23 protein-coding genes are annotated in these 17414 nt (G+C 65.3%); 22 read left to right on the top strand and 1 reads right to left on the bottom strand.

The annotated features are described in order from the left end of the window. Window positions 1-7: 7 nt before the first annotated feature. A complete protein-coding gene (locus BLU04_RS14135; RefSeq protein WP_093287412.1) occupies window positions 8-307 on the bottom strand; it encodes a 4a-hydroxytetrahydrobiopterin dehydratase in 300 nt (99 codons plus the stop codon). 116 nt (window positions 308-423) lie between these two features. Between BLU04_RS14135 and BLU04_RS14130 the strand changes: the two genes are divergently transcribed. The 22 genes from BLU04_RS14130 to BLU04_RS14025 all read left to right on the top strand — a co-directional run bounded on the left by BLU04_RS14130 (window position 424) and on the right by BLU04_RS14025 (window position 17413). Further along, window positions 424-684, top strand: coding sequence for a hypothetical protein (locus BLU04_RS14130; RefSeq protein ID WP_093287409.1), 261 nt, complete (start codon window positions 424-426; stop codon window positions 682-684). Between the two features lie 199 nt (window positions 685-883). Beyond that, window positions 884-1282 (top strand): flagellar basal body rod protein FlgB, encoded by a 399-nt coding sequence (gene flgB / locus BLU04_RS14125; protein ID WP_093287407.1) that lies wholly within the window; start codon window positions 884-886, stop codon window positions 1280-1282. Between the two features lie 23 nt (window positions 1283-1305). Beyond that, on the top strand, window positions 1306-1728 hold the full coding sequence (gene flgC / locus BLU04_RS14120; protein ID WP_093287404.1) for a flagellar basal body rod protein FlgC: 423 nt from the start codon (window positions 1306-1308) through the stop codon (window positions 1726-1728). A gap of 13 nt (window positions 1729-1741) precedes the next feature. Further along, complete coding sequence (gene fliE, locus BLU04_RS14115; RefSeq protein WP_093287402.1) at window positions 1742-2179, top strand: flagellar hook-basal body complex protein FliE; 438 nt, start codon at window positions 1742-1744, stop codon at window positions 2177-2179. Window positions 2180-2237: 58 nt separating this feature from the next. Further along, a complete protein-coding gene (gene fliF / locus BLU04_RS14110; protein WP_093287399.1) occupies window positions 2238-3839 on the top strand; it encodes a flagellar basal-body MS-ring/collar protein FliF in 1602 nt (533 codons plus the stop codon). A gap of 32 nt (window positions 3840-3871) precedes the next feature. Then, window positions 3872-4957, top strand: coding sequence for a flagellar motor switch protein FliG (fliG, locus tag BLU04_RS14105; protein ID WP_093287397.1), 1086 nt, complete (start codon window positions 3872-3874; stop codon window positions 4955-4957). A gap of 28 nt (window positions 4958-4985) precedes the next feature. After that, a complete protein-coding gene (locus BLU04_RS14100) occupies window positions 4986-5606 on the top strand; it encodes a FliH/SctL family protein (protein WP_093287394.1) in 621 nt (206 codons plus the stop codon). 20 nt (window positions 5607-5626) lie between these two features. Next, window positions 5627-6970: a FliI/YscN family ATPase gene (locus BLU04_RS14095; protein WP_093287393.1), complete on the top strand. Its 1344-nt coding sequence runs from the start codon at window positions 5627-5629 to the stop codon at window positions 6968-6970. A 9-nt stretch (window positions 6971-6979) separates the two neighbouring features. Then, on the top strand, window positions 6980-7462 hold the full coding sequence (locus tag BLU04_RS14090) for a hypothetical protein (protein ID WP_093287390.1): 483 nt from the start codon (window positions 6980-6982) through the stop codon (window positions 7460-7462). Window positions 7463-7474: 12 nt separating this feature from the next. Then, window positions 7475-8107 (top strand): hypothetical protein, encoded by a 633-nt coding sequence (locus BLU04_RS14085; protein WP_093287387.1) that lies wholly within the window; start codon window positions 7475-7477, stop codon window positions 8105-8107. A 16-nt stretch (window positions 8108-8123) separates the two neighbouring features. Beyond that, window positions 8124-9956, top strand: a complete 1833-nt coding sequence (locus tag BLU04_RS14080; RefSeq protein ID WP_093287385.1) for a hypothetical protein — start codon at window positions 8124-8126, stop codon at window positions 9954-9956. A gap of 23 nt (window positions 9957-9979) precedes the next feature. Continuing rightward, window positions 9980-10396, top strand: a complete 417-nt coding sequence (locus tag BLU04_RS14075; protein WP_093287382.1) for a hypothetical protein — start codon at window positions 9980-9982, stop codon at window positions 10394-10396. A gap of 48 nt (window positions 10397-10444) precedes the next feature. Next, window positions 10445-10888: a flagellar hook capping FlgD N-terminal domain-containing protein gene (locus BLU04_RS14070; RefSeq protein ID WP_093287380.1), complete on the top strand. Its 444-nt coding sequence runs from the start codon at window positions 10445-10447 to the stop codon at window positions 10886-10888. A gap of 58 nt (window positions 10889-10946) precedes the next feature. Next, on the top strand, window positions 10947-11867 hold the full coding sequence (locus tag BLU04_RS14065; RefSeq protein WP_093287377.1) for a flagellar hook-basal body complex protein: 921 nt from the start codon (window positions 10947-10949) through the stop codon (window positions 11865-11867). A gap of 153 nt (window positions 11868-12020) precedes the next feature. After that, complete coding sequence (locus BLU04_RS14060) at window positions 12021-12602, top strand: flagellar basal body-associated FliL family protein (RefSeq protein ID WP_093287375.1); 582 nt, start codon at window positions 12021-12023, stop codon at window positions 12600-12602. Window positions 12603-12606: 4 nt separating this feature from the next. Next, window positions 12607-13671 carry a FliM/FliN family flagellar motor switch protein gene (locus BLU04_RS14055; protein WP_093287372.1) on the top strand — a complete coding sequence of 355 codons (1065 nt, stop codon included), beginning with the start codon at window positions 12607-12609 and terminating at the stop codon, window positions 13669-13671. A 24-nt stretch (window positions 13672-13695) separates the two neighbouring features. Then, window positions 13696-13950 (top strand): flagellar motor switch protein FliN, encoded by a 255-nt coding sequence (gene fliN / locus BLU04_RS14050; protein WP_093287370.1) that lies wholly within the window; start codon window positions 13696-13698, stop codon window positions 13948-13950. Window positions 13951-13972: 22 nt separating this feature from the next. Next, complete coding sequence (locus BLU04_RS14045) at window positions 13973-14380, top strand: flagellar biosynthetic protein FliO (RefSeq protein WP_093287367.1); 408 nt, start codon at window positions 13973-13975, stop codon at window positions 14378-14380. 218 nt (window positions 14381-14598) lie between these two features. Continuing rightward, complete coding sequence (fliP, locus tag BLU04_RS14040) at window positions 14599-15225, top strand: flagellar type III secretion system pore protein FliP (protein WP_255360052.1); 627 nt, start codon at window positions 14599-14601, stop codon at window positions 15223-15225. Window positions 15226-15235: 10 nt separating this feature from the next. Further along, complete coding sequence (locus BLU04_RS14035; protein ID WP_093287362.1) at window positions 15236-15514, top strand: flagellar biosynthetic protein FliQ; 279 nt, start codon at window positions 15236-15238, stop codon at window positions 15512-15514. Between the two features lie 19 nt (window positions 15515-15533). Next, the gene (locus tag BLU04_RS14030; protein WP_093287359.1) at window positions 15534-16301 is read left to right on the top strand and encodes a flagellar biosynthetic protein FliR; all 768 of its coding nucleotides are present in this window, start codon (window positions 15534-15536) and stop codon (window positions 16299-16301) included. A 17-nt stretch (window positions 16302-16318) separates the two neighbouring features. After that, window positions 16319-17413, top strand: coding sequence for an EscU/YscU/HrcU family type III secretion system export apparatus switch protein (locus BLU04_RS14025; RefSeq protein ID WP_093287356.1), 1095 nt, complete (start codon window positions 16319-16321; stop codon window positions 17411-17413). The last annotated feature ends 1 nt before the right edge of the window (window position 17414 follow it).

Here is a 17414-nt window from a genome sequence, read left to right as displayed (position 1 = left end):
AGACGGCTTACGCCGTCCAATCGAGCGTAAAGACCCCCTGCGTCCGCAGGGCCACCGTCTCCGCCGGGATCTTGTCGATCCGGTCCGCCAGGGAACGGTCTTTCTCGGTGATCTTGTTGCCCGCGCTGTGGGTGACGAGGGTCAGGGTGACCTTGTTCCAGCGGAGATCGATATCGGGATGATGGTCGGCATCCTCGGCCAGGCGGGCCACCTCGACGGTGAACCCGATCGCGGCCTTGAAATCGTCGAAAACAAAGGTCTTGTGGAGACCAGCCCCATCCTCAGCCCACGGAAGCGCATCTTTCATTGCTCCCTATAAGAAAGCGCGCTTTAGGTTAATGTGCAACAGGCTTGTTTTTACGTATTTTAATATAAAAATCTTGTCTCAGTTCATAAAAGAGCCTATCTCCTTCGCACCCAAGCATGAGTGCGAAGCCGATCTTATCGTCCGTGGCTGCCGCTCCCGCCCCGTTGCTCCATGACCGGATGCAGCGGGCCGCCCGCATTGTCGGCGCTCCGGGCAATTACAAGGTCTGCGAGGGGTGCGAATCGATCCTCTCGAAGAACGTCTCCCTCTGCCCGACCTGCCGCGGCTACCGCTTCGATAGCGATTACGCCCGGGTGATCACCCACGCCAATGTCCTCGCGACCCGGGTCCCGGTCTCGATTCTGTGGGAGGACTGATTTTCCCTTCGACGGTCCTAAGAGGAGGTTGGGAATATTTTGCCGATTCCTGGACGGGAAAAAATATCCACATTTCGCCGATTTTCGCGCAAAATAGCGTCTAAAATAAAAGTTTTATCTTATGCAAATATCTTATTCAGAGTTATTTGTGAAAAAATGCCATACCCCATGGCATGAGGTTTGCTAACTAATCTGCAACATGAGTGACGGCGTCGGACAGATCTTCAACGATCCCACCCTTTCCAGCCTGAAGCTGACCCTTCAGGCCAGCTCGGCGCGTCAGGTGGCGCTCGCGAGCAATATCGTCAATAGCAATACCCCCGGGTACAAGCGGGTCGATCTCACCACTTCCTTCCAGAACGACCTGAACAGCGCCCTGAAGAACCTCGACCAGGGTTCCCCGCTCTCCGCGACGCCGAAGGCCGCCTTCGACACCGCCGATCTCCAGAACCCGGCCCGCTACGACGGGAACACGGTGAACCTCGATCAGGAAGTGACCGAGATGATGAAGAACAGCGCGAATTACTCCTTCTCCGCGAAGCTCCTGGCCCTGAAGTACTCGGCCCTCAAGGACGCGATCACCGGCAAGACCAGCTAACCCGACGCTAACGAGAAACGACCATGGCCAATCTGATCCCCGCCATCGACATCAGCTCCTCCGGCCTCCAGGCCGAGCGGACGCGGCTCGAAATCGTTGCCTCCAACATCACCAACGCGCAGACGACGCGCGGCCCCGACGGGCTGCCCTACCGGCGCAAGGAAGTCATCTTCGCCCCGGTCCTCGACCAGGCCCAGGCGGCGGGGAACAAGGCGACCGGCGTCAAGATCGGCAAGATCGTCGACGACCCGACCCCTTTCCAGAACATCTACATGCCCGGCCATCCGCACGCCGACGCCAAGGGCTTCGTGAAGATGCCGAACGTCAACATCGTCGACGAGATGGTCGACATGATGACCTCCAGCCGCGCCTACGAGGCGAACCTCGAGGTGATCAAGAACGCCCGCCAGATGGTGACCCAGGCGATGCAGATCGCCGAAGCGTAAAAGATAACCGGCCATGATCGACTTCATTTCCGCCCTCTCCTCGGTGACCTCCGCCGCCTCCGGCACCGGTGCCGCCGCCCCGAACGTCGTCGGGAATCACATGATCCAGCAGGGGAACGGGATGTCGTTCTCCTTCGAGCTGCCGAAGCCGGTCGGCGGGGCCACCCCGGCGCAGGGGACCGACGCGGTTTCCGCCTTCGCCCCCAGCACGTCGACCAGCGGCCTCTCCAGCGCCGACGGCGGCGGGACGATCGTGAAGATGATCAACTCGGTGAACGATTACCAGGCCTCGGCGGGCGAGAAGGTCCGCGACGTCCTCATGGGCGGCAAGACGACCCTCGACGAGGCGATGGTCGCCTCGCAGGAGTCGAGCGTCGCCTTCAAGCTTTTGGCCGAGATGAGAAACAAAGCCGTCGATTCCTACCAGGAAGTGATGCGGATGCAGATTTGAGCAGCGCAAGGATGCCCAGGAGACAACGCCCCAGAGTCAAGAGTAAGGAAACCCCTCAATGAACGAACTTTTCAAGAATGTGCAGCAGGTCTGGACCGGGATCCCGGCCAACCGCCGGATGCCGATCCTCATCGCCGCCGCGGTCATGATCATCGCGTTGACCACCGTCATCGTCTACTCGGCCAACAAGCCGAAGATGGACGTCCTCTTCGGGGGCATGCAGATCACCGAGGCGGCGAAGGTCGTCGACTTCCTGAAGCAGAAGAAAGTCCCCTACGAGCTGGCCGACCAGGGCCGCACGGTCCGCGTCCCCTCCACGGAGGTCGACGGCCTCCGCCTCGGCCTGGCCGAGTCGGGCATCCCCCGCGCCGACGACACGGCGGGCGGTTCCGGCTTCGAGCTCTTCGACAAGCCGAGCTTCGGCATGCCCGACTTCATGCAGAAGGCGAACTACAACCGCGCCATCCAGGGCGAACTCGCCCGGACGATCCGCCACATGGACGACGTCGAGCAGGCCCGCGTCATGATCGTCACCCCGGAGCAGCGCCTCTTCCAGAAGGACCAGAAGGAGGCGAAGGCCTCCGTCTTCCTCCTCCTCAAATCGGGCCGCAGCCTCGGGCCGAACCAGATCAAGGCGATCCAGTTCCTCGTCGCGAACAGCGTCGAGGGCCTCCAGCCGAACCACGTCAGCATCGTCGACTCGACCGGGAAGTCCCTCGTCGAGAACGACGAGGGCAACAGCCTCGGCGCGCTCAGCAACACGCAGCTGGCCGCGAAGAAGGCCTACGAGGATTACCTCCGCCAGAAGGTCCAGGTGATGCTCGACCAGACCCTCGGCATGAACCAGTCCTCGGTCCAGATCTCGGCCGACCTCAATTTCGACGCCGTCCAGCAGACCTCGGAGCAGTTCGACCCGAAGAGCCAGGTCATCAGCCAGGAGACGATCTCCAACGAGTCGACCCACAGCAAGACCTCCGGCACCGACGCCACGGTCGGCTCCAAGACCAACACCGAGCAGAACCAGGACACCGGCAAGACCTCCAACGAGAGCGACGCCACGAAGGAGAGCCAGGCGAACCATTACAACATGAACCGCGTCGTCCAGAGCACCTCGAAGGCGATGGGGGTTCCCGTCCGGCTCACCGCCGCCGTCTTCGTCAACGTCCGCAAGACCGGCACCGGCGCGGCCCAGACGGTGACGCCCCGGACGCCCCAGGAAATCCAGAAGCTGACCGAGATGGTGCAGCAGGCCATCGGCTACACGAACACGGGCGACCGCAAGGACATGGTCTCGGTCAACGAGACCGAGTTCACCCAGATGTTCGAGGAAGTCCCGATGGAGCCGGCCAAGACCGTCCTCGGCCTGAAGGAAGAGTGGCTCAGCTACGTCAGCCAGGGCATCCTCATCCTCCTGGCGGTCCTCGTCCTCCTCTACCTCCGCGGCATGCTGAAGACCTCCAACGGCTTCGAGAACGACACCTCCGGGGAGTTCTCCAGCATCCTGAACCGCTACAAGAAGATGGCCGACGACGCCCTCGCCGAGGCCGACGAGCAGCGGGTGGCCCCCTCCGCCCTCTCCGCCGACGAGCTGGGCAAGCTGATCCGGGACAATCCGGGCAATACTTCCCAGGCAATCAAGGTCTGGATGATGCGCAACTGATGCGATAGAGTTTCCAAAAAAGGAAAAATATTATGGCCGCCGCCGCTGAAACCCCGACAAAAGCCCTCGCCGTTCCCGGCAAGCCGGGCGCAAACGAAGTCGTCGATCCCCTGCGCGGGTGGTCGAAGAAGCAGCGCCTCGCCGCCCTCCTCGTCGTCCTCGGCAAGGACATCGCCGCGCAGATCCTCAACGATTTCGACGAGCGCGACGTCGAGGAAGTCACGACCGAAATGGCCCGGATCGACTTCGTCCCCGTCGAGACGCAGAAGGCGCTCCTCAAGGAATTCACCGGCGTCGCGGTCGACGCCGTCGCCTCGGCGGCGGGCGGCCCCCAGTTCGCCAAGGACGTGCTGGAGCGTTCCATCGGCAGCTTCAAGGCCAACGAGCTGATCAACCGCATCGCGCCGAACAAGGCCCGCAACGTCGACATCACCGTCCTCCGCGACATCCAGCCCCGCCAGCTGATCAACCTCCTCCGCAAGGAGCAGATCCAGACCTGGGCCCTCGTCCTTTCCTACCTCGATCCCGCCCGCTGCGCCGAGGTCCTCTCCCTCATCAGCGCCGACCTCCGCACCGACATCGTCGAGCGGATCGCCACGATGGAGCCGACCTCCTCCGAGGTCGTCGAGCAGATCCTCAACCACATCAAGCGCCGCGTCGCGCTGAAGAACACCCTTTCCGTCACCAGCTCCGGCGGCGCCCGCATCCTCGCGGAGGTCATCAACGCGCTGGAGGACTCGATCTCGAAGCAGGTCCTCACCGGCCTCGAGGAGCGGAACCCCGACCTGGCGAAGAACATCCAGAAACTCCTCTTCGTCTTCGAGGACATCGGCGACATGGACAAGCAGACCATGGCCCGCATCCTCCGCGAGGTCGATTACCACCAGCTCGCCGTGGCCCTCAAGACGGCCTCCGAGCGCCTCAAGTCGGCGGTCCTCAACAGCCTCTCGAAGCGCGCCGCCGAGGGTCTCCAGGAAGAAATCCAATACATGCCTCCCGTCCGCCTCACCGACGTCGAGGAAGCGCAGGAAAAGATCATCGAGGTCGTCCGCGAACTCGAGTCGAACGGCGAAATCACCGTCAGCAAGGGCGGCGGCGGCCGCAACGAACTCGTCTGACGCGCGTCAATCAACGTAACGCCCTTCCATGAACACCTTCCAGGTCACCGTCCCGTTTTCGGTCGATTGCATCAAGGTTCGCCGCCTGCGGCCGATCCCGGTGATCGCCGTCGAGCCGGTGGAAGGGGAGGGGAGGGCGGCCGACGAGTCGCCGATCTACGAGACCCTCTACGACGGCTCCTACGAGGCCGGCGTCCGCGCCGGACGCCTCATGGCGCTCCGGGAAACCGAGGCGGCGCGGCAGGCCGACGCCCGCGCCCTCCAGGCCGTCCTCGCCCAGATGGACAACGTCCTCCAGGAATTGATCCGCACCGCCGAGGGCCATCTCCCCGACCTCCTCATGGCGGCGCTGGGACGGGTCTTCCGCGAGCACGATTTCACCCAGGAGGAAATGGGGCGCGAAGTCGCCGCCCTCCTCGGCGAGGTCCACCAGGCCCAGTCGATCACGATCGAGATCGCCCCCGACGCCCTCGCCACGCTCCAGGCGCGGGTCGAGAAACTCGACCTCTCGATCCACAGCGGTCGGATCCAGTGGAAGGGGAACGCCGACCTCGCCCGGGGCGAGTACATGATCCACACCGACCTCGGCGTGGTCGACGGCCGCCGCCACTCGAAGCTCTCCCAGATCCGCACGGGACTCGACAGCTAACCCATTCTAAAGCCAACCGCATGCCCAAGCCCACCTCCTTCTCCGGCGCCGTCGCCCGCACCTCGCGTGCGTTGGGGCAGGTGCGCCCCATCGGGGTGGCGGGCCGGGTGACGAAGGTCGTCGGCCTGACGGTCGAGTCGCAGGGACCGCCCGCCTCCCTCGGCGAGGCCTGCTGGATCTACTGCGAGGGGACCCGCAAGCGCCGCCTGGCCGAGGTCGTCGGGTTCCGCGACGGGAAGCTCCTCCTCATGCCCTGGGAGGGCCTCGAAGGGATCGGCGTCGGCGACAGCGTCCAGTCGACCGGCGCGCCGCCCCAGATCCCCGTCGGCTACGGCGTCCTGGGCCGGATCATCGATCCCCTCGGACGTCCCATCGACGACCTCGGCCCGCTCCCGACGAACACCGTCTACGCCCCGCTGGTGAAGGACGTGCCGCCCCCCTCCCGGCGTCCCCGGATCAAGAACGTCTTCCGCACCGGCGTCCGCGCCATCGATTCCTTCGCCACGACCGGCGCGGGGCAGCGCCTCGGCATCTTCGCCGGCTCGGGCGTCGGCAAGAGCACCCTCCTCGGGATGATCTGCCGCTACGCCGACGCCGACATCAACGTCATCGCCCTCATCGGCGAGCGGGGCCGGGAAGTCCTCGAATTCGTCGAGCGCGACCTCGGCCCCGAGGCCCTGAAGCGGAGCGTCGTCATCGTCGCCACCTCGGACCAGCCCGCGCTGGCCCGGATCAAGGCCGCCTTCACGGCGAACACCATCGCCGCCTGGTTCCGCGCCCAGGGGAAGCACGTCCTCCTCATGATGGACTCGCTGACCCGCCTCGCCATGGCGCAGCGGGAAGTCGGCCTCGCCGTCGGGGAGCCCCCGGCGACGCGCGGCTATCCCCCCTCGGTCTTCGGCCTCATGCCCGTCGTCCTCGAGCAGGCGGGCTGCCTCGACAACGGGATCATCACCGGTTTCTACACGATCCTCACCGAGGGCGACGACTGGAACGATCCGGTCAGCGATTGCGCCCGCTCGATCCTCGACGGACACCTCCTCCTCACCCGCCGCCTCGCCTCGGAGAACCATTATCCCGCCCTCGACGTTCTCGACAGCCTGAGCCGTCTCCAGAGCAACCTCATCACCGAGGACCAGCGCGACCTCGTCAGCCGCGCCCGCCAGATCCTCTCGATCCAGCGGCAGTATCGGGAACTCGTCGAGATCGGGGCCTACACGCCCGGCAGCAACACGAACCTCGACCACGCCCTCGCGGTCTATCCCCGCCTCGTCCAGTTCCTCCGCCAGCGGGTCGAGGATTCCTGCACGGTCGAGGAATCGTTCAGCCTCCTCGGCCAGATCCTCGGCCAGCGGGCCGCATAAGGTTAAGCCATGAGCTCCAAAAACCCCCAACACCGCCCGCTGGAGATCCTCCATCGCCTCCGGGAATATGCCCTGGAGCAGGAAGAGGTGAAGCTCATGGAGCGCCAGCGCGAGGAGCTGGCCCAGCAGGCCGTCTGCGAGGGCTCTCTTGCGGCGCTGCAGGACAATTTCTCCCACGGCACGACGGAGATGAAGGTCTACGAGTATGCCCGCCGCGACGTCTGCATCCGCGAGGCGGGGATCCAGCACAACCTCGACCTCCGCCACCTCGGCCTCGCCCAGTTCGCCCGCCGCGAGCAGGTCGAGGCGACGCTGAAGGCGAAGGCCCATGCCGACATGATCGCCCGGGTCCTCGAGCGCCGCCGCGCCGACGACCTCGCCGAGCTCGAGCGGATCGAGCGCCGGGAGAACGACGAGGCGGCCCAGAACCAATTCACCCAGCGCGCGATGGCCGAGGCCGCCGAAGCCCGGGAAACGGCCGGAATCGAGTAAGGAAATTTCATCATGGCACCTGTCATTATCTCCATCGCCGCCGGTTTGGGCATGATCTTCGGCATCCTCGGGGGGGTCTTCATCAGCCTCTCCAAGGTGAAGCTTCCCGCGTGGCCCCATGCGAAGCACGTCAGCTTCGCCGACTCGACGCCGACCGTGCCGAAGACCTTCGAGGATGTCTCGAAGGTCGCCTCGGAGCTCGACTCCTGGAGGCGCGACCTCAACGAGAAGAACGAAAAATCGCTCTCCCTCGACGCCGAGCTGGCCCGCCGCGAGGAGATCATCCGCGCGGAGCGGGAGGCCCTCGACAAGGAAAAGGACCGCCTCGCCCAGGTCCAGAAGGACATGGAATCCCGCCTCATCAAGATCCGGGAGAGCGAGGCCCCGCGCCTCGAGGAGCTGGCCGGCCTCTACAAGACGATGAAGCCCGACAGCGCCATCGACCTCATGCGGGCGCTCCCCTCGGAGCAGGTCACAAAAATTTTGTCGACTTCGGCCATGGACAGGAAAGTCCAGGCCAAGCTGCTGAGCCTCTGGGTGAGCAAATATCCCGGAGACAAGGCGATCGTCGCGCAGATCACCAACGACCTCGTCAGGACGACGAAGGACAGTACTTCCGATGGATCGGGTTCCAACGCCCCCTAACCATCCGGAGTACCTCATGCCTATCACCCTTTCGCCGGGCGCTTCCGCCCCGGCCTCCGCTGGAGCCGCGTCCGCGTCCTCCTCTTCGACGGTCTCCGATCCGCTCGCCCCGACCTCCGGCCAGGGCGGCAGCTTCGCCTCCTGGTTCGACGAGGCGGCGATCGATCCCGCGAGGGCTTCCGCCGCGACGGCCCTGGCTCCCTTGGCCGATCCCTCTGCGACGGCATCCTCCTCGGCGACTTCCGATGATGCCTCCGCCTCCGCCGACGCCGGGACGACCGATGCGGCCGACGCCCTGGCCTCCTCGCTGACGGTTTCCGACGCGACGCTCTCGGCGGTGATGCAGGCCATCGCGGCCTTCACCCAGGCTCCGATCCCGGCGGCGCCCCAGCCGCTGCCCCAGCCCGGCGCGGATTCGACGACGCCGGCCGAGGGGACTGCGGCTGCTGCAACGGCGACAGCTGCGGGGACCGCGACGCTCCCTTCGACCGCCGCCGATGCGCTCGCCTCGCTTCCGTCGATCCCCGGGCAGGGGACCCTGCCCGACGGAGCGACTCCGGCCGCGGCCTCCGCTCCCGCCCCGGCCGCCACGGCGACGACCGCCTCCCTTTCCGCCGCCGGCGTGACGCCCGATGCGGCTTCCGCTCTCACCGCCGCCGCCGGAACCAAGACCGCTTCCGTCGATCCGAAGTCGGGCAAGGCCCAGGCCGCCACGGCTTCCAACGCGAAGACGGCGGGCAAGGATCAAGGGAAGGGGAGTGCCGATGCTGCTGCCTCTTCGGCCCGCGCCTTCGGGACTTCCGTTTCTTCCAATATCGCCAATGGCACGAATACGGCCTCGGCTTCGTCCGCCGCGCCTTCTCCCGCCGAGGTGGCGGCGGCTCTCACCGCTCCTGCGGTGACCGCGGCCGGTTCGGTGGTGGAAAATAATGCCGCTGCGACGGTGGTGGGCGGAACAAATTCACCTTCGTTGGCCGACCTCGGCGTCCTCGCCGCGAGTGTCGATCCCCGGAAAACGGGTGAAATCACCGATTCTTCGGCGAAAAGTAAGGGGAAAGAGGCCTCGAAGGATCTTTCTGCCGATTCGAGCGCCGATGGAACGGAGGTTGGCACGGTTTTTTCTGGAGTACCGGCAATGGGTCTCTTCACGGAAAATTCTGCCCGCCTCGGGACGACGACCGAAATCAGCTTCGGCAACGCCCTCAAGGCCTATCGCACCGGGAGCGGCGGGACGATCTCGTCTTCGGCCTCCACCCCGGGGTCGGGGGAGCGCGACGAGAGCTCCCTCTCCGAGGCCCAGCTCCGCGCTCGCGTGAGGGGAACCGTGGCCCAGGATGGGGCGACCGGCGCGGTTTCCTCCCAAACCCAGTCGCACGCCGCCACGGCCCCGCAGTCGGGCTCCGACGGCGTCGACGCCGCCTCGGCGAACCGTTTCCTTGACCTGGTGAAGCAGGCCGCCGCCCAGCCCGCGCTGGCGACGCCGCAGCGGATCTCGGTCGACCTCCAGACGCCTCCCGGCGAGACGGTGACGGTCATTTTCTCCCAGAACAACAACAGCGGCCAGGTGCGGGCGCAGCTCAGCGCGAGCGATCCGACCTCCCTCCAGTGGCTCCAGCAGCAGGTCGATTCCCTGCGCGGCAGCACGAACGGCAACGGGGCGAACGTCGTCTGGCTCCCCCCGCAGCTCGACAACCAGCAGAACCGCGACGCCCGGCAGGACAATCCCCAGCAGAATCAACAGAACCCCAACGGACAGAACCGCCCCAGCACCCGCAGTGCCGAGGACCTCGCCCTGGCCGACTCCCTTTTCGGATCGAACGGAGCCCTCAGCTCCCTCACTTCCCGCTAATCCAACCCACCCCATCCACCCTTATGTCACCCGCCCTCATCGCTCCCGCCTCCGCCGTCGCCGCCAAAGCCGTCCACGGCGTCATGAGCCTGAATCCGACCAGCCTCCTGGCCCCGGCCCCGACGAAGACCGCGGGCGGCGCCTCGGCGAACTTCGCCTCCACCCTCGGCCGCGCCACCACGGTCAGCCCCTCGGGCCTCGTCGGGATGAGCCCCGCCGACCTGCGCAAGACGATTTCCTCCCTCAACCCCGACCAGCAGACGGCGCTCTCCCAGCAGCTCGTCGGCGCCGACGTGACCGTCCAGGACGCCTCGGGCCGGCTCGTCAGCGGGGCCCTGAACAAACTTCGGATCGAGAACGGATTCCCGGTCTTCTCGGTTGCCGGCCAGGATTATTCCCTGGGGCAACTCGCGGCAGTCAACAAACCGGCCTACGCCTAATCCAACCCCAAGGAAAACCAGCACACCGGTAACCGGAATCCAAACACCATGAGCATCTCCACAGTCTCCTCCGCCACGGCCTCGGGCTCGACGACGGCCTCGACCTCGTCGAACGCCTCGATGAGCACGGCCGACTTCTACAAGATCATCGTCGCCCAGCTCCAGAACCAGTCCCCCGACGACACGACCGACTCGAACGCGATGGTCCAGAACATGATGGCTATCTCGAATTACCAGGCGATCAACGGCATGAGCACCGACACGACGAAGCTGTCGAACTACAGCACGGCGAACTCCCTGCTCGGCAAGACGGTGACCGTGACCCCCTCGACCCTCTCCTCCGACACCGTGACGGGAACGGTCGACAACGTCACCTACTCGTCCGACGGCACGGCCTCGATCACGATCAACAACAACTCCTACGACCTGAGCACCGTCCTGAGCGTGGCCAACACGGCGTCCTCGACGTCGACCGGCACGACGGCCCAGTAATTTCAAAGCACCGCATAACGCAAGCAACCCAGCCAACCCCAACCGAGGATATAATTATATGGTTCGCAGCCTCTTCTCCGCAGTCAGCGGTCTCGTCAATCACCAGACCGCGATGGACGTCATCGGCAACAACATCGCCAACGTCAACACTACCGGCTTCAAGGCCAGCACGGCCGAGTTCGGCCAGGCCTTCAGCCAGAACGCCCGCCTCGCCAACACCTCGACCCCCATCGGCCTCGACATCGGCCTCGGCAGCCGCATCGAAGGCACCGTGACCGACTTCAGCCAGGGCGCCTTCCAGCGGACCGACGTCCCGTCCGACGTCGGCATCTCCGGCAGCGGCATGTTCACGGTGAACACCGCCAGCACCGCCTCCGCGGGCGCGACGGTCTACACGCGCGCCGGCAACTTCGTGACCGACGTCAACGGCTACCTCCGCACCTCCGACGGGTACTACGTCCAGGGTTACACCGGGACGGGGACCTCGCTCGGGTTCAACACCACCCTCGGCAGCACCTACACCGCGCCGACGGCCCCGACGGGCGCCGTCGCCCAGGCGAGCCTCAGCAACATCCAGATCCCGACCTCGATGTACGACAGCACGACCGGCACGACGCTCCAGATCAGCGGCTCCGGTTTCAGCATCGGCACGAACGGCGCGATCACCGTCACCGACAGCGCGGGGACTTCCGCGATCATCGGCTATGTGACGCTGGCCAGCGTCCAGAACCAGAACGGCCTCAGCGACCAGGGCCAGGGCTACTACACCACGACGGCCGCCTCCGGCTCGGCGAGCTACTACGCGGCCGACACCGGCCCCGTCGGTGCGACCCAGGCCGGCGCGTTGGAGCTTTCCAACGCCGACGTCGCGACGCAGTTCTCCAACATGATCGTCATCCAGCGCGGTTACGACGCCAACGCCAAGGTCATCACCACCAGCAGCCAGATGCTGCAGACGGCGGTGAACATGGTCCAGTAAGCGGGATTCGCGGTCGAATTCCTCCTCCGGTTTGGCGGCGCCCGGTCCCTTTTTTGGGGACCGGGCGTTTGTGCGAATGTGGGAAGCTAAATAGATCACATGAATCAATAAACTTGACCCTCCTTCAGGGTCTATCCACTCTTTCAGCCAGCTATGTCCGATACCCCTCCCGCCGACTCTGGTGCCTCTGGAAACAGCTCTTCCTCCGGCATGGTTGTGGCCATCGCCGTCGCCGTCATCATGTTGGCGGCCGGATTTGCCATGGTTTACTTCATTCTTCCCGGGCGTCTGGCCGATGAATTGGCGAAGAAAATGCCCGCCGCCGACGCCTCCGAGGGGGGCGACTCCCACGGAGCCGAAGCCGCCGCGCCCGCCGAGGGGGCCAAGGGCGAGGCCAAGGCGGGCGAAGGCAAGGAAGGCGCGACCGGCGCTCCCGGCGCCGGCTTCACCCTTTCCGACATCCTCGTCAACGTCACCGGGACCGGCGGCAGCCGCTTCATCAAGGTCTCCGTCTACTTCCAGGCCCCGATGAACGTCCAGACCGAGCTCCAGGGGATGCGCGACCAGTTGAAGGACATCGTCTCCAACACGCTGGCCCAGAAAAGCCTCGCCGAGCTCTCCGATTCGGGCGTCCGCGGACGCCTCCGTTCCGAGCTCCTCGCCACCATCAACCCTCTGCTGAAGAGCAAGGGCGAGGTGCAGAACATCTACTTCCCGGAATTCATCATCCAGTAACTCGATGGCCGCCGAAACCTCCGCCGCAGATGTCCTAAGCCAGTCCGAAGTCGAGGCGATTCTCGCCTCGATCCAGACCGGCGTCGACCCCTCGGCCAAGGTAGTCACCACCTCCTCCAGTTCGAGCGGCGGCGGCGGCGGCGAGTCCTACACCAGCAGCGGCGAGGGGCACCAGGTCCAGCCCTTCGACTTCCGGAGTCCCGTCTTCCTGACCCCGGCGCAGATGCGCCGCCTCCGCATCAAGCACGAGGAATTCATCCGCAACCTCGGCGCGACCCTTTCCGTCTTCCTCCGCATGGAGTTCCTGCTCCAGATGTCCCGGCTGGAGACGACGACCTATCGCCAGCTCGTCGAGAGCATGACGATGCCGAGCTACCTCACGCTCTTCCGCATGAAGCCCCTCACGGGCATCGGCGTCCTCGACATCTCCCCCCGCCTCGGCCTCACCGTCATCGACCGGATGCTCGGCGGCCCCGGCCACTCCGTGAAGGTGGAGCGCGAGTTCACCGACATGGAGCAGACCGTCCTCGAGAACTTCATCAAGGTCATCATCAAGGAGTACACCGAGAGCTGGCTCCGCTTCCAGAAGCTCGAATGGGAGAAGGTCGGGAACGAGAACACCGTCCGTTTCCTGAACCTCGCCGACGAGGATGCCACGATGCTCTACCTGGAGATCGAGGCCCGCTTCGGCGACTGCGTCGCCAGCATGCGCTTCATCTTCTCCTACACGATGATCGAGAGCCTCGTGGAGCAGCTGATGCGGGAGATCACCGACGACCGCTCCTACGAGGAGGAGACGAAGCAGAAGCTCCCGGAGGACATGAACTCCCCGACCTACAACATCTCGATCCCCGTCTCCGCCCACTGGCGCGGCTTCACCGTTTCCCTGGCCGACATCAGCGAGCTCGCCGTCGGCGACGTCCTCATGCTCGACCCGAATAAGACCCGGCGCGCCGAGGTCGATCTCGGCCTCCTGCCGAAGTTCTACGCCGACGTCGACGCGATCCCCGGCGTCACCGCCCCCCTCGGGACGAAGGCCTCGGTCACTTTAAACAGCAAAATCGAATAATTCCCGAGCACCCTCACACACACTATGGCCGAAAAGAACATTGATCTGGTGATGGACATCATGGTGGGCCTGAGCGTCGAGCTCGGGCGCGCGCAGATGAAGGTGCGGGATGTCATGGCGCTCTCCAGCGGCACCGTGCTGCAGCTCGACAAGAAGGTCGACGAGAACGTCGACCTCTACGTCAACGGGAAGCTGATCGGGCGCGGGGAAGTCGTCGTCGTCGATGAATCGCTCGGCATCAAGATCACCGAGGTCTTCAAACAGGCCGTCGGTCGCTGAAGGACGGACGCCCCAATCCCAAATGAGCGTGGCTTGGTTCCTAGGCGCGGCGGCGGAGCAAGCGACGTCGGCCTCGGCCTCGCTTCCCTCCTCCTCCGCGTTCGCCTCGGTCGGCTCCGCCGCCGTCACCCCCCCGCTGGCGTGGTGGCGTCTGGCGGCGCTGATCGTCCTCTTCGCCGTCCTGCTCGGGATCTGGTTCTACCTGAACCGGAGCCGGTTCAACCTCCGCTCCCTCGGCTCGCTCGGTTCGACGGTCGGGGGCGGGCGGAAGATCGAGGTGAAGGAACAGCGTTGGCTCACCTCGCGGACCTCGGTCGCCCTCGTCGAGGTCGACGGGCAGCGTTTCCTCCTGGCCCACGGTCCCGATACCGCCTCCTGGCAGCCCCTGCAGCCCTCCTCCTCCGCCACCCCTCTTCCGCCCGCGTCATGAGTTCCTCCCCGTCCCCTTCCATCCCCGCCCCGGTCGCCCGCCTCCGCCGGAGCCGCCTCCTGAGGCGGGCCGCCTGCGGCAGCCTCTGCGGCCTCGTCGTCCTCCTCGCGGGCTGGCTCTTCCTCGGCCCCGGCGCGGGCCACGCCGCCGCCGCCCCCGGGGGGAACGACATCCTCAACGTCACGATCAACAACGGCCCCGGCAGCGCCAACCTGAGCATGCCGCTCCAGATCCTCGTGATGTTCACGGTGCTGAGTATCGCGCCCGGCCTCGTCATCATGACGACGTGCTTCGTCCGCATCATCATCGTCCTCTCCTTCCTCCGCAACGCGCTGACCCTCCAGACGCCGCCGAACCAGGTGCTGCTGGCGCTGGCGATGTTCCTCACCTTCTTCATCATGCAGCCGACGTGGAAGAAGGTCGTCGACGACGCGATCACGCCGATGCGGGACAACAAGATCACCTTCGAGCAGGGCGTCGACCGCGCCGAGGCCCCGCTGAAGACCTTCATGCTGAAGTACGCCGGGGAACAGGATCTCCGCCTCTTCATCAGCATGTCGCCGACGCCGGTCGAGCTGACGACGCCCGACGCCCTCCCGATCCAGATCATCATCCCGGCCTTCATGCTCTCCGAGCTGAAGCGGGGCTTCGAGATGGGGCTCATGATCCTCCTTCCCTTCCTCGTCATCGACATGGTCGTCGCCTCGATCCTGATGGCCCTCGGCATGATGATGCTGCCGCCGCCCACCGTCTCCCTGCCGGTGAAGCTGATGGTCTTCGTCCTCGTCGACGGCTGGACGCTGCTGGTGAAATCGATCGTCGATAGCTTCAAGGTTCCGACCTAGGATCAAGCGTATGGGTTCATTCAATGTCGACCAGGCCCTCGAGGTCATCCGGCTCTGCCTCTGGGAGGGGATCTATGTCTCGGCCCCGCTGATCCTCGGTGCGCTGATCATCGGCCTCATCGTCAGCATCCTCCAGACCATCACCACCATCCAGGAGGCGACGCTCTCCTTCGTCCCGAAGCTCCTCTGGGCCATCGCGGGGACGTGGTTCTTCGCCCCCTACATGCTGGCCCACCTCACCCAGCTCACCAGCACCTTCTTCCAGCGCGCGGCCGAGATCGCCAAGTAGGGGGAAGGGAAGGGGAATCATGCATCTCTTCATCGATCCCATCGCCCTGTGGCTCGTCGCCTCGCGCCTTTCGGGATGGATGCTGCTGAGCCCCGGCTTCACCGAGATCAACACCCCCCAGCTGACCCGCGCCGCGCTGATCCTCTGGCTCAGCTACCTCCTCCTTCCCCTCATCGGGCCGATCGAGGCGCCCCTCGGCTCCCTGCCCGACCTCGGGATCGCCCTCATGGGGGAGTTCGTCATCGGGGCCGGCTACGGGCTGATGCTCCGGCTGATCTTCTCGGCGGTCCAGTTCGGCGGCGTCCTGATCGACAGCGAGCTCGGCTACCTCTACGCGCAGCAGGTCAATCCCTTCGTCCCCCTCAGCGGCGGCATCTTCAGCCGCCTCTTCCTCCTCCTCTCGGTCCTCTACTTCTGGCTCTTCGATTACTTCCGGGTCGTCCTCTTCGCGCTGAAGGAAAGCTTCGTCCTCGTCCCCGTCGGGGCGATCGGCGGGGCCCTCTTCGACATCGGGCTGCTGGTGAAGCTCTCCGGGGCCCTCTTCGTCGGGGGGCTGACCATCGCCGCGCCGATCATGGCGCTGATGTTCTTCGTCACGATCTCGGTCGGCTTCCTCGCCCGCACCGTCCAGGGGTTGAGCCTGTTCTCGGAAAGCTTCGTCCTGCGGATCGTCATCGGCCTCGCCGGGGTCGTCGTCTTCCTTCCCCTCCTGTTCCTCCTCATGCGGATCGAGATGGAGCAGATCCTCCCAATGTCGTCCCGGTACTTCAAATTCGCCCTCCCCTAACCACGAGGTAACCCACCATGGCGGACGAGAACAAACCCCTACCAGCGTCAGCGAAGAAGCGGAAGGAACTCCGCGGCAAGGGGTCGGTCGTCCGCAGCCCCGACATCGTCACCACCGTCGTGATCGGGGTGACCCTCTTCGGGCTGATGTACTTCGGGAGCCGGATGGGGATCGGCTTCGCCCAGTTCATGGAGCAGTGCTTCCAGGAGGCGGGGAAGCCCGCCGGGCAGGAGACGGTCTCCGGGATCATCCGCCCCATGCTGACGGGGACGCCCGTCATGGCCCTCATGCTCTTCTGCGCCGCCGTCGTCCTGGCGGCGATCCTGGCGAACCTCGTCCAGACCGGCCCGATCATCGTCCCGTTCCAGATCGAGCAGGGGATGAGCCGTCTCAATCCGGTGAACGGGGTGAAGACGATCTTTTCCCTCCGCCGCCTCGTCGCCTCCGGGCTGGCGATCCTGAAGCTCATCATCATCGTCGCCTTCGCCTACGCGGCGGTGCGGGAACTGTGGAACTCCCCCGTCTTCCTCGGGCCGGTCAACGTCTCCCAGCTCGGGGCCTTCTTCCAGCAGGCGGCCTGGGCCGTCGGCTGGCGGATCCTCGTCGCCCTCCTGATCCTGGCGACGGTCGATTACCTCTACCAGCGCTGGCAATACGAGAAGGACAACAAGATGTCCCTCCAGGAACTGAAGGACGAAGTCCGCCAGTCCGAAGGTTCCAACGAGGTGAAGAGCCGCCAGCGCGGGATGATGCGGAAGATCCGCTCCCTCCGCCGCCAGCTGGAGGACATGACCAACGCGACGATCGTCGTGACGAACCCGACCCATTACGCCGTCGCCCTCCGCTACGTCCGCGGGGAGAACGACGCCCCGGTCGTCCTCGCCAAGGGCGTCCGGCGGAACGCCCAGGCGATCAAGGCCGAGGCGGCCCGGCTCGGCATCCCGACGATGGAGAACGTCTCCCTGGCGCGGGGCCTCTACAAGCACGCCGAGGTCGGTGAGGTGATTCCGCCCCTCTACTTCCAGGCAGTTGCACAAATCCTCGCCGATCTCTACCGTCGCGGGTACCGGGCCATGCTCGCCGAAAACGAGCAGCGGGACGGGCTCAAGTAAT

Source organism: Verrucomicrobium sp. GAS474, assembly GCF_900105685.1.
GTDB lineage: Bacteria > Verrucomicrobiota > Verrucomicrobiia > Methylacidiphilales > GAS474 > GAS474.
This window is presented reverse-complemented; position numbering and strand designations above follow the sequence as displayed.

Excerpts from the sequence above, each read along its gene's own strand:
- BLU04_RS14135 (WP_093287412.1), bottom strand. The coding sequence starts at position 307 with ATGAAAGATGCGCTTCCGTGGGCTGAGGATGGGGCTGGTCTCCACAAG.
- BLU04_RS14130 (WP_093287409.1), top strand. The coding sequence starts at position 424 with ATGAGTGCGAAGCCGATCTTATCGTCCGTGGCTGCCGCTCCCGCCCCG.
- flgB (WP_093287407.1), top strand. The coding sequence starts at position 884 with ATGAGTGACGGCGTCGGACAGATCTTCAACGATCCCACCCTTTCCAGC.
- flgC (WP_093287404.1), top strand. The coding sequence starts at position 1,306 with ATGGCCAATCTGATCCCCGCCATCGACATCAGCTCCTCCGGCCTCCAG.
- fliE (WP_093287402.1), top strand. The coding sequence starts at position 1,742 with ATGATCGACTTCATTTCCGCCCTCTCCTCGGTGACCTCCGCCGCCTCC.
- fliF (WP_093287399.1), top strand. The coding sequence starts at position 2,238 with ATGAACGAACTTTTCAAGAATGTGCAGCAGGTCTGGACCGGGATCCCG.
- fliG (WP_093287397.1), top strand. The coding sequence starts at position 3,872 with ATGGCCGCCGCCGCTGAAACCCCGACAAAAGCCCTCGCCGTTCCCGGC.
- BLU04_RS14100 (WP_093287394.1), top strand. The coding sequence starts at position 4,986 with ATGAACACCTTCCAGGTCACCGTCCCGTTTTCGGTCGATTGCATCAAG.
- BLU04_RS14095 (WP_093287393.1), top strand. The coding sequence starts at position 5,627 with ATGCCCAAGCCCACCTCCTTCTCCGGCGCCGTCGCCCGCACCTCGCGT.
- BLU04_RS14090 (WP_093287390.1), top strand. The coding sequence starts at position 6,980 with ATGAGCTCCAAAAACCCCCAACACCGCCCGCTGGAGATCCTCCATCGC.
- BLU04_RS14085 (WP_093287387.1), top strand. The coding sequence starts at position 7,475 with ATGGCACCTGTCATTATCTCCATCGCCGCCGGTTTGGGCATGATCTTC.
- BLU04_RS14080 (WP_093287385.1), top strand. The coding sequence starts at position 8,124 with ATGCCTATCACCCTTTCGCCGGGCGCTTCCGCCCCGGCCTCCGCTGGA.
- BLU04_RS14075 (WP_093287382.1), top strand. The coding sequence starts at position 9,980 with ATGTCACCCGCCCTCATCGCTCCCGCCTCCGCCGTCGCCGCCAAAGCC.
- BLU04_RS14070 (WP_093287380.1), top strand. The coding sequence starts at position 10,445 with ATGAGCATCTCCACAGTCTCCTCCGCCACGGCCTCGGGCTCGACGACG.
- BLU04_RS14065 (WP_093287377.1), top strand. The coding sequence starts at position 10,947 with ATGGTTCGCAGCCTCTTCTCCGCAGTCAGCGGTCTCGTCAATCACCAG.
- BLU04_RS14060 (WP_093287375.1), top strand. The coding sequence starts at position 12,021 with ATGTCCGATACCCCTCCCGCCGACTCTGGTGCCTCTGGAAACAGCTCT.
- BLU04_RS14055 (WP_093287372.1), top strand. The coding sequence starts at position 12,607 with ATGGCCGCCGAAACCTCCGCCGCAGATGTCCTAAGCCAGTCCGAAGTC.
- fliN (WP_093287370.1), top strand. The coding sequence starts at position 13,696 with ATGGCCGAAAAGAACATTGATCTGGTGATGGACATCATGGTGGGCCTG.
- BLU04_RS14045 (WP_093287367.1), top strand. The coding sequence starts at position 13,973 with ATGAGCGTGGCTTGGTTCCTAGGCGCGGCGGCGGAGCAAGCGACGTCG.
- fliP (WP_255360052.1), top strand. The coding sequence starts at position 14,599 with ATGCCGCTCCAGATCCTCGTGATGTTCACGGTGCTGAGTATCGCGCCC.
- BLU04_RS14035 (WP_093287362.1), top strand. The coding sequence starts at position 15,236 with ATGGGTTCATTCAATGTCGACCAGGCCCTCGAGGTCATCCGGCTCTGC.
- BLU04_RS14030 (WP_093287359.1), top strand. The coding sequence starts at position 15,534 with ATGCATCTCTTCATCGATCCCATCGCCCTGTGGCTCGTCGCCTCGCGC.
- BLU04_RS14025 (WP_093287356.1), top strand. The coding sequence starts at position 16,319 with ATGGCGGACGAGAACAAACCCCTACCAGCGTCAGCGAAGAAGCGGAAG.